We start from the raw sequence: 13194 nt of genomic DNA on the forward strand, positions 1-13194 counted from the left end.
CGTGGACATCGGTGGCCTGCACCTCACCTACGGCACCGTGGCGATCTTCGCGGTCGCCGTGTTCCTGCTGGCGGGCGTGTACAGCTTCGTCAAGCAGGGTCTCAAGATCGCCGCGCTGCTCCTGCTGGTGCTCGCCGGGGCGGCCGTCGCCGGGGGAGTGATGTGGTCGTGAGGGTGATCCGGCCGTGAAGAAGATCGTCATCCTGGACTACGGCTCGGGGAACCTGCGCTCCGCCGAGCGCGCGGTGGCCCGCGCCGGCGCGGAGGTGACCGTCACCGCCGACCGGGACGCCGCGCTCGCCGCCGACGGCCTGGTCGTCCCGGGCGTCGGCGCGTTCGCCGCCTGCATGGCGGGCCTGCGCTCGGTGCACGGCGACCAGATCATCGGCCGCCGCCTGGCGGGCGGCCGCCCCGTCCTCGGCATCTGCGTCGGCATGCAGATCCTGTTCTCCAAGGGCATCGAGCACGGCGTCACCACCCAGGGCTGCGACGAGTGGCCGGGCACGGTCGACCGCCTGAACGCCCCGGTCGTCCCGCACATGGGGTGGAACACGGTGGATGTCCCCGAGGGCTCCGTGCTCTTCGAGGGCCTGCGCGACGAGCGCTTCTACTTCGTCCACTCCTACGCGGCCCGCAGCTGGGACCTGGAGACCGACCCGACCGGCACCATCCCGGCGCCCCTGGTCACCTGGTCCGAGCACGGCGACCGCTTCGTCGCCGCGGTCGAGAACGGCCCCCTGTGCGCCACCCAGTTCCACCCGGAGAAGTCCGGCGACGCCGGCGCCCACCTCCTGCGCAACTGGCTCGCCACCCTGGCCTAGGCACCCGTCCCATCTGCATCGATAGGGTTTCCGCATGACTTTGACGCTCCTTCCCGCCGTCGACGTCGCCGACGGCCGGGCCGTCCGGCTGGTGCAGGGCGAGGCCGGCACCGAGACCTCCTACGGCGCGCCGCTGGAGGCCGCGCTCGCCTGGCAGGGGGCGGGGGCGGAGTGGATCCATCTGGTGGACCTCGACGCCGCGTTCGGGCGCGGCTCCAACCGGGAACTGCTCGCCGAGGTGACCGGGAAGCTGGACGTGAAGGTGGAGCTGTCGGGCGGCATCCGCGACGACGCGTCGCTGGAGGCGGCCCTGGCCACCGGGTGCGCCCGGGTCAACATCGGCACCGCCGCGCTGGAGGACCCCGCCTGGTGCCGCAAGATCATCGCCTCGCACGGCGACCGGATCGCGGTGGGGCTGGACGTGCGGGGAACGACGCTGGCCGCGCGCGGGTGGACGCGGGAGGGCGGCGACCTGTGGGAGGTCCTCGCGCGGCTGGAGGACGACGGCTGCCCCCGGTACGTGGTCACCGACGTCACCAAGGACGGGACGCTGCGCGGCCCCAACACCGGGCTGCTGCGCGAGGTCTGCTCCCGGACGGACAGGCCCGTCGTCGCCTCCGGCGGCGTCTCGTCGCTGGACGACCTTCGGGCGCTGGCCGGGCTCGTCCCGGACGGCGTCGAGGGCGCGATCGTCGGCAAGGCGCTCTACGCCGGGGCGTTCACGCTGGAAGAGGCCCTGGAGGCCGTGAAGTGACCGTCGCCGTGCGGGTGATCCCGTGCCTGGACGTCGACGCCGGGCGCGTGGTCAAGGGCGTCAACTTCCAGAACCTGCGGGACGCGGGCGACCCGGTGGAGCTGGCCCGCCGCTACGACGCCGAGGGCGCCGACGAGCTGACGTTCCTGGACATCACCGCCTCCAGCGCCGACCGCTCCACGACCTACGACGTGGTGCGGCGCACCGCCGAGCAGGTGTTCATCCCGCTGACGGTCGGCGGCGGCATCCGCACCGTCGAGGACGTCGACCGGCTGCTGCGCGCCGGCGCCGACAAGGTCTCGATCAACACCGCGGCGATCGCGCGGCCGGAGTTCCTGCGGGAGGCCGCGCACCGGTTCGGGTCGCAGTGCGTCGTGCTGTCGGTGGACGCCCGGCGCGCCGCGGGGACGCCGTCCGGGTTCGAGGTCACCACGCACGGGGGCCGCAAGGGCACCGGCATCGACGCGATCGAGTGGGCCCGTCGCGGCGCGGAGCTCGGCGTCGGGGAGATCCTGCTGAACTCGATGGACGCCGACGGCACCAAGGCCGGCTTCGACCTGGACATGCTGCGCCGCGTCCGGGAGGCCGTCACCGTCCCGGTGATCGCCAGCGGAGGCGCGGGGGCGGTCGGGCACTTCGCCCCCGCCGTGGAGGCGGGCGCGGACGCCGTCCTCGCCGCCAGCGTCTTCCACTTCGGGGAATTGAAGATCTCCGACGTCAAGGCCGCGCTGGGCGCCGCAGGCAACCCCGTTCGCTGAAGAGGAATCCCCCCGCATGAGTATCGCTCTCGCGACCTGCTCGCTGCTGCCCGACGGAAGCGACGACGTCCAGGACCTGATCCGCGCCCTGGCGGCCGAGGGCGTCGCCGCCGAGCCCGTCGCCTGGGACGCCGACGTCGACTGGCCCCGGTACGACCTGGTCGTCATCCGCTCCACCTGGGACTACACCGCCCGACGGGACGAGTTCGTGGCATGGGCGGAGAGCCTGCCCCGCGTCCTCAACCCCGCCGCGATCGTGCGGTGGAACACCGACAAGCGCTACCTGCGCGACCTCGCCGACGCGGGCGTCCCCGTCGTCCCGACGCTGTGGGACCCGGACGACCTCCCCTCCGAGTGGCCCGAGTACGTCATCAAGCCGGCCGTCTCGATCGGCGCGGGCGACACCGCCCGCTGGGGCCCCGGCGAGGAGGCCGCGGCCCGCGCCCACCTGCGCTCGCTCCGCGAGGCGGGCCGGACGGTGATGGTCCAGCCGTACCTGTCCGCCGTCGACACGGTCGGCGAGACGGCGCTGATCTTCTGCGACGGCGAGTACAGCCACGCCGCCCGCAAGGCGCAGATCCTCGCCGCGGGCGCGGGCGTCCAGGGCCACGTCCGGGACGACCCGACGCGCGGCCAGGTCACCGCGTCCACGGCCACGGAGGCCGAGCTGGAGGTGGCCCGCCGCGCCCTGGCCGCCGTCCCGCACGGCGACGATCTCCTCTACGCCCGCGTCGACATGATCCCCGGCCCGGACGGCGCCCCGATGCTCATCGAGCTGGAACTGACCGAGCCCGCCCTCTACCTGCACCACGCCCCCGGCAGCGCCGAACGCTTCGCCGGGGCCATCCGCGCCGACCTCGGCGTCAGGCGCTAGCCCTGCGACCGCCGGAGGTCGTCGACACCCGGCGCCCGGTCAGTCCGTCGCGGGGAGCACCTCGTGCGCTATGCGCTGGAGCTGGCCGGTGAGCTGGTCGGGCGGGAACAGCCAGAGGCCGAGCGAGTCGGCGCCGGCGTCGAGCAGTCCCTGAAGCTTGGCTCTGACCTGGCGCGGGTCCCCGGCGACGGCGAACTCGTCGATCCATGCGTCCTCGACGACCAGCGGCTCGTCGTCCGCCAGGCCGGCGATCCGCTCGCGGATCTGGGCGCCGTGCTCGGACTCGGTGACCAGGGCGGTGTGCGATTCGGCCCTGAGGAAGAAGCCGACGGCGTCGCGCACGGCGTCGCGCGCCGCCTGCTCGTCGTCGGCGACCGACGCCAGGACGAAGGCCGTGATCGGCGGAGCCTGCCGGCCGGTCCCGGTCGCCTGCTCCTTGGCCCAGGCCACGTACGCGGCGCCGGCCAGGACCGACAGCAGGATCCCGTCGGCTCGCCCGGCGCCGGCACGCAGCGCGCGGCCGTTGACCGCGCCGATCCACAGCTCGGGCGGCTGCTCGGGCGCGAACTCCAGCCGGACGCCGGCGAAGTCGTGCGTGCCCGCCCGGCGGTCGGCGGTGCCGCCGCCCAGAAGCTCGCGCAGGACGTCGAAGGTCTCGGTGACCGCCGTCAGCGGGCGGTCGGGCAGCAGGCCCATCTGCCCGAGCCAGTGGGTGTTGCCGAGTCCCACGGCGGCCCGGCCGCGGCCCGGGTACATCCGAGCCAGCCCGGCCAGCTCCATGGCCAGGATCGCGGGGTGCCGGGTCATCACGCTGGCCAGGCCGAGCCCGACGGGGACCGTCCGCGTGGCGGCCAGCAGCTGGGTCATGCCGGACACGCCGCCGGTGAAGAAGCAGTCCTCGGAGAACCACAGCTCGCCGAAACCGAGCCGCTCCGCCAGCGCGGCGCCGGCGGTCAGCTGCTCCGGCGGGGTCAGGCTGCCGAACACGATCCCGATATCGCTCGCATCCATCGTGTGTTGCCTTCCGATCAGCGTCGGTGACGTCCCTTCGCGGCCGGGCGCCGCGTACGCCCCACTATAACCGGACCGCCGTCCGCTTATTCCGCCGAGGCCGGGGGCGTCTCGCCGCGCCCTTCGGCCACGCCGACGGCGAAGGGCTCCGGCGCGGTTAGGGGGCGTCTTCGCCGCGGGGCGGGGTCGTGGCCTCGGGAGGGCGTTCGGCCAGGGGAAGGATGATCGCGGAGGGGTGGTCGGGGTCGTGGAGGACCTCCTGGCGGGCGGTGACCATCGCCGTCGCGGTGGTGGCCAGGGGCTCGCCGGTGCCGGGGTTGACGGCGACCTTCGGATGGGCGCCGCTCGTGACGTGGACGCGGACGCGGTGGCCGCGCTCGAACCGGTGGCCCGCGGGCCACAGGTCGACGGCCAGGCGCCGCACGCCGCCGGTCCCGACGGGGCCGGCCGCGGCGGCGGGCAGGCGCAGGCCGCCCTCGCAGACGTTGCGGGACGTCCCGTCCGGGGAGACGTCGCACAGCCGGACCACGAAGTCGGTGTGCTCGCGGTCGGAGCGGACGAACAGGTCGGCGCCGACCGGGCCGATGACGTCCAGGTCGGCGGTGAGCGGCGGTGAGGTGAAGACCAGCACGTCCGGGCGCCGCTCCAGGGGGCGGTTGTCGACGGGGCGGGAACTGCCGAGCAGGGTGGGGCCGCCGAGCGCGGGCGTCGGGCGGGCGGGGTCGAAGCGGTAGGTGCTCGGCGGGGCCTCGCGGGGGCCGTCCTCGCCGAGGCCGCCGCCGGCGTGCAGGTGCCAGCGCGCCCGCCGCGTGCCCGGCGGCGGCCAGTCGCGGTAGTGCCGCCACTCGCGGGCCCCGGTGACGTAGACGCGGACGGGGTCGCGGCGCAGCCCGGACGGGTCGCCCTGCAGGTGGGCGCGGAACCAGGCGAGCGACTCGCGGATCGCCGGCAGGCCGTGGCGCGCGTCGGTGTGCCACCAGGGGCCGATCGTCAGGTACGGGGCGTGCCCGGCGGCGCGCAGCGCCAGGTAGTCCCTGACCATCCAGGGCAGGAACACGTCGTACCAACCGCCGAGCAGGGTGGCGGGCGCGGCGACCTCGCCCACGGTGGCGCTGAAGTCGCGGGTGTCCCAGTAGCCGTTCGCGGTCCCGTGGCCCGCGAGCAGGTCCTGGTAGAAGCGCATGGGCTCGCCGCCGGCGAGCACGTCCAGCTCGGACAGCGGGCGGCCGGAGCGGGCGGCGCGCAGGGCGCGGCGCCGCGACGTCAGCGGCGCGGTCAGCATGCCGAGCCGCCGCTGCTGCCGGTGCGTGAGACCGGTCCAGGTGAGCGTGGACTCCAGCGCGAACGACCCGCCCACGTAGGCGGCGTCCCGGAACGTGGACGCGGTGATCTGCAGGGACATCGCCCTCAGCTCGGGCCCGGCCTCGGCGGCGATCGCCCAGGCCGCGTACCCGAGGTAGCTCGGCCCGAACGTGGCGAACGTGCCGTGGAACCAGGGCTGGCGCTTCAGCCACTCGACGGTGACGAGCCCGTCGGCGCGCTCGCTGCCGAGCGGATCGAAGTCGCCGCCGGACCCGGAGGTCCCGCGTGCGCTCTGCACGACGAGCTGGAAACCGAACGGGACGAACAGCAGGCCGTTGGCGAGGGCGGCGGGCCCGCGCCGCCCGTAGGGGGTCCTGACGAGGATGGTGGGGGGCCGCTCGACCCCCACCGGGACGTACCGGTCGGCGAGGAGTGTGACGCCGTCCGGCATGGTCACCCGCAGGCCCCGCTCGACGGTGTAGGGGACGAGGCCCCGAAGCCGGGGCAGCCTGATCGGCGGGACGGGCAGTCGGTCCCAAGGCGCCATGCTGTCTCCGAACGCGGTCCGCTACTCCTAGCGAGGTTACCGACCCGTTCCGCGGGCCGGGCGTTCAGGTACCGGTGACGAGGGTCCACGGGTCGGGCGCGGCGGCGAGCGCGGCGCCGAGATCGTCGGCCCAGGCGGTCTCGTTTCCGTACTCCTCCCGCCACGACCAGAGCCGCAGGGTGACCCGGCGCAGGGGGTGCTCCTCGGTGACGCCGAGCGCGCCGTGCACCTGGTGGGCGATCGCGGCGACCGCGCCCGCGGCCCGCGACGCGTTCGCCTTGGCGGCGGCCACCGCGAACGGGTCTGCCGGTGCGCGGACGGCGGCGCGGACCGCGACGTCCGCGACCGTCGCCTCCCCGGCCAGCTCCGCCAGCATCTGCTGCACGGCCTGGAACCGCCCGATCGGCCGCCCGAACTGCTCCCGCTCGCCCGCGTACCGGACGGACAGGTCCAGCGCCCGGGCCATCGCCCCCGTCAGCTGGACGGCCCGCGCCAGCGCGCCGCGCCGCCGCAGTTCGGCCGCGTCCACCGCGCACGGCGCCGCCTCCTCCGCCGGGACGCCGGACAGGACGACGTCGTCGCGCGGCTCGCCCGCGACGTTCGCGCCCTCGGTGATCTGCGCCCGCGCCGGATCGACGGCGGCGACGACGCCGTCGCCGAGGACGACCAGCGACTGTGCCGAACGTGCCCAGGGGACCCGGCGGAACGTCCCGCTCAGGACGAGGCCGCCGCGGCCTCTCACCGCCTCGACCTCGCCGGACATGACGGTGAGAGCGCCGGGGGCCGCCCGCTGCCCGGCATCGGCGAGCAGCCGCCCGGCCAGCAGGGTCTCGGCCAGGGGCACGCCCGCGGCGTGATACCCGGCCGCGCGCAGGACGGCGGCGGCGTCGGCGGGGTCACCGCCGCTCCCGCCCGCCTCCTCCGGCACTCCGGCCAGCGTCAGACCGGACTCCTCCAGCGCCCGCCACGGGTCGCCGCCGGCGAGGATCTCGTTCGCGGTCTCTTCCAGAAGCCCCATCAGCGCACTCCCAGGCCGCGGGCGACGATGCCGCGCAGGATCTCGTTGGTGCCGCCCCGCAGCGTGAACCCGGGCGCCTGGACGACCGACTCCGCCAGCGCGCGCGCCAGCGGGTCGGGGGAGCCGGGGTCGGGCTCCACGCCCGCGTGCTCGCGCACCGCCTCGATGACCTCGCGCTCGAACCGCGTCCCGAGGTCCTTGACGAGGGCCGCGGCCAGGTCGGGGGTCTCGCCCCGGGCGAGGGCGCCCGCGACGCCCAGCGACGCCTGCCGCAGCGCCCACAGGCGCGCGGTCAGCCCGCCGAGCGCCCGCCGCGCCGCGGGACCTGCGGCGCGGCCGTGCAGGAGCCGGATGAGCATGAACGTGCTGAGCAGCCGTTCGGGGCCGCTGCGCTCGTGGGCCAGCTCGGCTGTGACCTGCCGCCACCCGTCCCCGGCGCGGCCGAGGACGAGCGCGTCCGGCACGAAGACGCCGTCGAGCACGACCTCGTTGAAGTGGTGCTCGCCGGACAGCCCCCGGATCGGCCTGATCGTCACGCGGTCGTCCGGCAGGGGCACGATGAACTGGCCGAGGCCCGCGTGCCGGTCCTGCGAGCGGGGGGCGCTCCGGGCCAGGACGAGGATCGCGTGCGCGAGGTGGGCGCCGCTCGTCCACACCTTGGCGCCGCGCAGCCGCCACCCGCCGCCGTCGCGCTCGGCGCGGGTCCGGACCGATGCCAGGTCGGAGCCGGAGTCGGGCTCGCTCATCCCGATCGCGAAGAAGCACTCGCCGCGCGCGATCGCCGGCAGGAACCGCTTCTTCTGCTCCTCGGTGCCGTGGGCCAGGATGGACGGGCCGGTCTGCCGGTCGGCGATCCAGTGCGCGCCCACCGGGGCGCCGGCGGCCAGCAGTTCCTCGATCACCACGAACCGCTCCAGCGGTGAGCGCCCGTGCCCGCCGTAGCGCTCGGGGAGCGTCATGCCCAGCCAGCCGCGCTCGCCCAGCAGGCGGCTGAAGGCGGGGTCGGCGCCGGTGAGCCAGCTGTCGCAGCGGGCCGTGAAGGGCGTCTCGGCCAGGAACTCCCGCACCCGGGCCCGCAGCGCGGCGGCCTCGGGCGGGAGCGTGCCGGGGGTCAGGCCGGGCAGTGCCGCCACATGCGCCTCCTCTGTCCAGGGGGACGTTACAGACGTGCCCCAACCCGTCGGTCAGCGGCCCCTTACACAAGGCCGCCTGGCGGGGTGGACGGTTCTCTGGGATCGTGTCGTCCTGCACAGGCGTTCCGCAGGGGGAGAAGATATGTGGCCCGGGTCCAACCCGCCGATGGGACCGCCGCCTGTAGGACAGGGCCAGCCGGAACCGGGCTGGACGCCGCGGCGGCAGCGCATCAGTCCGAGCGCCGGATGGTACGCACTGCCGATCGTCCTGGTCCTGGTCGCCGTCATCGGTTTCTTCACGGTGCTGGCGCTCCTCTGGGACGACTCGGAGGCCGCTGAAGGCCCGGCGGCCGTGGGCGACCCGGCGACCGGGGTCAGCCTTCGGCTCTCGGAGGGCTACGGCTACTTCGTCTACGTCCGGGAGGGCGGCCCGTCCCCGTACGCGTGCCGGGTCGAGGCGGGGGAGCGGTCCGGGCCCGTCCAGCTCACGCGGAAGAACTCCTGGAGCGCCTCCGACCACACGTCCTACCGCTACACCGCCACGTTCACGGCGCCGGTGTCGGGCGACGCCCGGCTGACGTGCCGGGGCGCCGACGGGCCGATCCTCGTGACGCCGGACGACACCGCCCACGGCTACCTCGGCCTCGCCCTGCTGACCGCGCTCGGCCTCGGCGGTCTCGCCGCCGTCGCCTTCGTCGTGACCATCCTCAGGCGCGGCGGGGCCAAGCGCCGGGCCGCGACGACCGCGGGCCCCTACTTCTGACCACCTGACCCTGGCCGGGCCAGTGGGAAGCGGGGCTCCGGCTCATGCCGTCAGTTCGCGCTCCAGCGGGGTGCGGAACCGGGGGATCGCGCGGACGTCGCCGAACCACTCCGCCATGCGCGCCGCCTCCCGCTCGACGGCGGACTCGGCGTCGGCGCCGACGTCCTCCAGGAGGCGGACGGCGATCTCGCCGTCTCTGCGCTGCGCCCATCCGCCGACGATGCGGCCGTCCCACCAGACCGACGGCCCGATGTTGCCGTTGCGGTCGAACAGCCGCGGGCGGTGGGCGCCGAGGAACCAGCCGCGCTCCTGCCAGCCCATCGGGGTCGGGTCGAGCGCGGGCAGCAGCGCCGCCCACGGCTCCGGAGCGGGCGCGGGTTCCAGGTCGTCGGACAGGACGATGCCGGTGGCGCCGTCGAGGTCGACCTCGGTGACGTCCAGCAGGGCGAGGGCCTTCTTGACGTCGCCGGCGGTCCAGCCCGTCCACCACTTCAGGTCCGCGGCCGGCGCGGGCCCGAACGCGCGCAGCCAGCGGCGGACGAGGTCGGCGCGGGCCTCGGCGGCCGGGAGGTCCTCGATGCCGCCGGGCAGCCACGTCTCGACGGGCGACCACATGTACTGGCTGCTCGTCCACGACCCGTTCGGCCGCCCCCGCACGATGCGGCCCTCGCAGCCGAGCGTGACCAGGACCCAGGTGGTGATGTTCGTGGGCCGCGAGTAGGACTTGCCGGGTGCCGGATCGACCTGCGTCCGCAGCAGGGGCACGTCCGCGCTGAGCTGGGCCCCCGTCGCCTCACCGCGCGCCAGCAGCGCCGCGTGGGCGGCCTCCTCGGCCCTGGTGAACAGGGCCGGAGCGTCGGCGATGTCGCTGCCGCGCCCGATCATCCGCGCGTAGGTGGCGCGCTGCCTGGCCGCCAGCCCGTTCGCCGTGGACGCCTGCAGCACCGGGACCAGATCGGTCGGCGCGACGAACATCGTCCGGCGCATCGCGAGCATCCGCAGCAGCGTGCGGTCGCCGTACAGGGCCTTCTCCACCGCCGCCGGGACGGCGTGGACGCTGCGCGCCGCGACCGACAGGAAGACGGTGGCCGGATCCGTGGCGTGCAGCACCAGCACGGACCGGGCGATGTCGAGGACGTCGTCGGTCCTGGCCGGGGCGGAGAGCCGGTGGCGGAGCGCGAGACGGGCCCGGCGCTCCGCCCTGTTCATCGAACGCATGAGCGAATACTAGACCGGGTCAGCCGCTGTTGGAGATCTTCACCACCACCTGGTCCTTGGTGACGGACTGCACCGAGACGTCGAAGCCCTCGGCCTGCTGCCCGTCCCCGACCGGCACCGTCACCGTCTGCCCGCCGATCTTGAGGGTGACCATCTCGCCCTGCACCTTCACCAGCTCGGCCTTCACGCCGAGGATGGACGCGCTCGCGTCGACGCCGCGGTCGAAGGTCACCGTGCACGAGTTGACGCTGCAGGAGGTCTTGCTGTTCTCGCCGCCGCACGCGGCCGCGGCGCCGAGGGGCAGCAGGACGAACGGGAGGACGGCCAGCTTCCGCCGAAGGGGAAAGGAGGTCGAGGTCATGTCGGCGAGTCTAGGCGGGCGCGGCGGCCTCCCGCGCCCTCCGCGAGGCGGATCCGCAGGACGCGAATCCGGCACTGCGCGGTGATGGCGCTGGATCTCGGGATGACCTCGTGTTTCGCTGGACGGGTGAACTTCACCGAAGGGGCGGACGCAGCTGGCGGGGTGAGCTGGGACGATGCCGTGGACGCGCCGATGCTCGGCCCGGTGGTGTGCGCCGCGCTCGGCATGGAGGCGCGCGCGATCCGGCGCGGCCTCACCCGGACGCCGGTCGTGGTCGTCGGCTACCGGGCGCGGCGCGCCGACCGGCTCCCGGCCGCCTGCGCCGCCCTCGTCGTCGCCGGGTTCGGCGGCGCGCTCGACGAGCGGCTGCGGCCCGGCGACGTCCTCGTCGCCGACGAGATCCGCGCCGCCGGCCCGGGCGGGAAGGCGGTGCCGTGCGCCGCGCCGCGCCTGCTCGCCGAGGAGATGATCCAAGACGGTCTGAGCGTGCAGGTCGGCCCCCTGGTCACCACCGACCGCGTCGTCCGGGGCGCGGAGCGCGCCCTGCTGGCGGCGCAGGGCGCTCGGCTGGCGGACATGGAGTCGGCGCTCGTCGCCGAGCGCGCCGGACCGCTTCCGGTCGCGGCCGTCCGCGTCGTCGTCGACGGCCCGCGGCACCCGCTGTGGCACCCGGGCATCGTCCGCCGCGGGCTGGCGGGACGGCGCGTGCTGGCCCGCGTCGGCCCCGCCCTGGAACGCTGGAGCGTCCTGCTCGTGCGGGGCGAGGAGGGCACGAGCGAGGGGAGCCCGGCCGGCCGGGCCTGACCGCCGCTCAGCCGTGCCCCGAACCGTGCCCCGAACCGTGGCCGTCCCCCTGGACGATCTTGCCGCCGAGATCCCCGCGCAGCGACTCCAGGGTCTGCTGCTGGCTGACCGCCACCCAGCGCGCCCCGACCAGATACGTCCCGCCCCAGGGCTTGGCCTCCTCCAGCCAGGCGTTCATGCCGTTGTCGGAGGTGAAGCTCAGCAGGACGTAGCGTCCCCGCGCGGTCTTGCAGTTCCCCTGCTCCAGATCCTTGACCTTGCGCTTCCCGGTCAGGGAGCAGTCCGTCTGCTGCGCCAGCTCGGCCAGGCTCGCCGGCTTGGCGGCCTTGCCGTCGGACGCGTCCGACGCGGCGGAACAGCCGGCCGCCAGCGGCATCGCCAGCGCGGCGGCGCACAGCGGCACCGTCTTCAACAAGCCGAGATGGTGTCGGGAACCCATCGCTCTTCCTCTCCGGGGTGAGACGCGCGATTCGAGGAAGGAATACGCGCCCCGCCCCGCAGGGGTTCATCCAGGCTCAGGTCACCGGAGGCTCAGGGCATCAGGCGGGCGCCCGCGGCGGCGCGGACGCCGGGTTCCTCGGCGTCGTCGTGGTGGAGCCGCTGCAGCCGCAGCGACGTCTCGCCGGTCAGCGGCGCGGTCCGGGCGGCCTCGGCCCGCACGCCCTCCTCGCAGTCCCACAGCCCTTCGACGGTGAAGGACTCGGCGGTGTGCGGGGCGGTTCTCGTCAACGCGGTCAGGATGCGGGGTCTCAGATAGGCATAGGTGGATTCGGTCCAAGCGGTCTTCAACAGCGGGACGGCCTCGCCAGCGCGCAGCCGTCCCAGCCCTTCGATCGGGCTCGCGGCGTCGGCCCAGTCGCGCCGGGCGACGGCGGCGTTCAGCTCGTCCATCAGCAGGGGGATGTCCTGGCGGGTGCCGTAGCGGGCGAGGATGCGCAGCCCCATGTCCGCGCAGCCGCCGCGCTGCGCCGCCCACATCCGCGCCCGCGGCAGCGTCTCCGGCCCGTACTCCCGCAACGCCCGGCACACCGCGCCGCCGAACCTGCTCGGCCGCTGGGGCAGCAGCTCCTCCGCGAGGTCCAGCAGGGCGAGCGTCCGGCGGCGGCCCAGCTCGAATATCGCCGCTATGGAGCCCTCGCCGCGCCGCCGCGCCAGATCGAGCAACTCGGCCTCGCTCTGCGCGTCCTTCCCGGGAGTGGGAACCATCGCGCGGCGCGCCGCCCGGCCCGCCTCCCGCTGCCTCGCCAGCGCCTCGGCCACCCGCGGCTGCCGCGCCGCCCACGCCTCGATCACCGGGTTGTACCGGCCCGGGACCAGCAGCGCGAGGTCCGCGTCGTCGCACCGCGCGGCGACCAGGGTGTCCAGTCCGACCGCGAGCGAGGGGTCCTCAAGATCGATGAGCTCGGCGACCGCGTCGAACCACTGCGCGCCCTCCTCGGCGTACCGGCGCAGCGGCCCGGCGGCCTCCCGCCGGCTCAGCCGCACCAGCTCGGCCAGCACGCCCAGCGCCAGGTCCACCCGCCACTCGTCGGGGTCGGTGTGGTCGGACGGGTCGAACAGATGCTCCGCCACCGGCCCGACCGACAGCTCCAGATCCACCATCAACCGGGCGTAGTACAGCCGCCGCGACTCGCACTGCCGATCCCAGCGCGGATCCCTCCGGACGCAGGCGTACACGTACTCGCCCGCGCCGGGCTTGTCCGCCGCGCGGCGCGCGGCCCTCCCGAGTCCACGCTGCAGTTGACCGTGCAGCGTGCTCGCCGATTCCAACACGACCTCGTTGCTCACCCCAGCAGAATGCGCACTGGACCAGATATCGGGCAAGTGCTT

Annotated in this window: 15 protein-coding genes; 7 read left to right on the forward strand and 8 right to left on the reverse strand. The window is 74.9% G+C overall.

Annotated features, from left to right (window positions below; all coding sequences use genetic code 11):
* Position 1: 1 nt before the first annotated feature.
* The 5 genes from BJ999_RS15175 to BJ999_RS15195 are packed head-to-tail and all read left to right on the forward strand — an operon-like array spanning position 2 to position 3207.
* Entirely contained in the window at positions 2 to 172 is a 171-nt protein-coding gene (locus tag BJ999_RS15175) for a hypothetical protein (protein ID WP_179833907.1), read from the forward strand.
* Positions 173 to 185: 13 nt separating this feature from the next.
* The gene (hisH, locus tag BJ999_RS15180) at positions 186 to 821 is read left to right on the forward strand and encodes an imidazole glycerol phosphate synthase subunit HisH (RefSeq protein WP_179833908.1); all 636 of its coding nucleotides are present in this window, start codon (positions 186 to 188) and stop codon (positions 819 to 821) included.
* 34 nt (positions 822 to 855) lie between these two features.
* On the forward strand, positions 856 to 1575 hold the full coding sequence (gene priA / locus BJ999_RS15185) for a bifunctional 1-(5-phosphoribosyl)-5-((5-phosphoribosylamino)methylideneamino)imidazole-4-carboxamide isomerase/phosphoribosylanthranilate isomerase PriA (protein WP_179833909.1): 720 nt from the start codon (positions 856 to 858) through the stop codon (positions 1573 to 1575).
* The gene (hisF, locus tag BJ999_RS15190) at positions 1572 to 2333 is read left to right on the forward strand and encodes an imidazole glycerol phosphate synthase subunit HisF (RefSeq protein ID WP_179833910.1); all 762 of its coding nucleotides are present in this window, start codon (positions 1572 to 1574) and stop codon (positions 2331 to 2333) included. The genes priA and hisF overlap by 4 nt, the downstream gene beginning before the upstream one ends.
* A 16-nt stretch (positions 2334 to 2349) precedes the next feature.
* Positions 2350 to 3207: an ATP-grasp domain-containing protein gene (locus BJ999_RS15195; RefSeq protein ID WP_179833911.1), complete on the forward strand. Its 858-nt coding sequence runs from the start codon at positions 2350 to 2352 to the stop codon at positions 3205 to 3207.
* A gap of 39 nt (positions 3208 to 3246) precedes the next feature.
* Here the strand turns inward: BJ999_RS15195 and BJ999_RS15200 are convergent, their stop codons facing one another.
* The 4 genes from BJ999_RS15200 to BJ999_RS15215 all read right to left on the reverse strand — a co-directional run bounded on the left by BJ999_RS15200 (position 3247) and on the right by BJ999_RS15215 (position 8218).
* The gene (locus BJ999_RS15200; protein WP_179833912.1) at positions 3247 to 4218 is read right to left on the reverse strand and encodes an LLM class flavin-dependent oxidoreductase; all 972 of its coding nucleotides are present in this window, start codon (positions 4216 to 4218) and stop codon (positions 3247 to 3249) included.
* A 157-nt stretch (positions 4219 to 4375) separates the two neighbouring features.
* Positions 4376 to 6067, reverse strand: a complete 1692-nt coding sequence (locus BJ999_RS15205; protein ID WP_179833913.1) for a CocE/NonD family hydrolase — start codon at positions 6065 to 6067, stop codon at positions 4376 to 4378.
* A 64-nt stretch (positions 6068 to 6131) separates the two neighbouring features.
* Positions 6132 to 7085 (reverse strand): acyl-CoA dehydrogenase family protein, encoded by a 954-nt coding sequence (locus BJ999_RS15210; protein WP_179833914.1) that lies wholly within the window; start codon positions 7083 to 7085, stop codon positions 6132 to 6134.
* Positions 7085 to 8218 carry an acyl-CoA dehydrogenase family protein gene (locus tag BJ999_RS15215; protein WP_179833915.1) on the reverse strand — a complete coding sequence of 378 codons (1134 nt, stop codon included), beginning with the start codon at positions 8216 to 8218 and terminating at the stop codon, positions 7085 to 7087. Before BJ999_RS15215 ends, BJ999_RS15210 begins: the two co-directional genes overlap by 1 nt.
* Before the next feature lie 142 nt (positions 8219 to 8360).
* On the opposite strand from BJ999_RS15215, the gene BJ999_RS15220 reads away from it, so the two are divergent.
* Positions 8361 to 8981, forward strand: coding sequence for a hypothetical protein (locus BJ999_RS15220; protein ID WP_179833916.1), 621 nt, complete (start codon positions 8361 to 8363; stop codon positions 8979 to 8981).
* 42 nt (positions 8982 to 9023) lie between these two features.
* On the opposite strand, the gene BJ999_RS15225 is transcribed toward BJ999_RS15220, so the two are convergent.
* A complete protein-coding gene (locus BJ999_RS15225) occupies positions 9024 to 10199 on the reverse strand; it encodes a winged helix DNA-binding domain-containing protein (protein ID WP_179833917.1) in 1176 nt (391 codons plus the stop codon).
* Positions 10200 to 10218: 19 nt separating this feature from the next.
* Positions 10219 to 10560, reverse strand: coding sequence for a hypothetical protein (locus BJ999_RS15230; RefSeq protein ID WP_179833918.1), 342 nt, complete (start codon positions 10558 to 10560; stop codon positions 10219 to 10221).
* Between the two features lie 126 nt (positions 10561 to 10686).
* Between BJ999_RS15230 and BJ999_RS15235 the strand changes: the two genes are divergently transcribed.
* Positions 10687 to 11364 (forward strand): phosphorylase family protein, encoded by a 678-nt coding sequence (locus tag BJ999_RS15235; protein ID WP_179833919.1) that lies wholly within the window; start codon positions 10687 to 10689, stop codon positions 11362 to 11364.
* A gap of 7 nt (positions 11365 to 11371) precedes the next feature.
* Here BJ999_RS15235 and BJ999_RS15240 read toward each other — a convergent pair whose 3' ends face one another.
* Both BJ999_RS15240 and BJ999_RS15245 read right to left on the reverse strand, forming a co-directional pair.
* Positions 11372 to 11779, reverse strand: coding sequence for a hypothetical protein (locus BJ999_RS15240; protein WP_229809912.1), 408 nt, complete (start codon positions 11777 to 11779; stop codon positions 11372 to 11374).
* Between the two features lie 116 nt (positions 11780 to 11895).
* On the reverse strand, positions 11896 to 13152 hold the full coding sequence (locus BJ999_RS15245) for a hypothetical protein (protein WP_229809913.1): 1257 nt from the start codon (positions 13150 to 13152) through the stop codon (positions 11896 to 11898).
* Between the last annotated feature and the right edge of the window lie 42 nt (positions 13153 to 13194).

The sequence above is a fragment of the Actinomadura citrea genome (genome assembly GCF_013409045.1).
In the GTDB taxonomy this organism is placed as follows: domain Bacteria; phylum Actinomycetota; class Actinomycetes; order Streptosporangiales; family Streptosporangiaceae; genus Spirillospora; species Spirillospora citrea.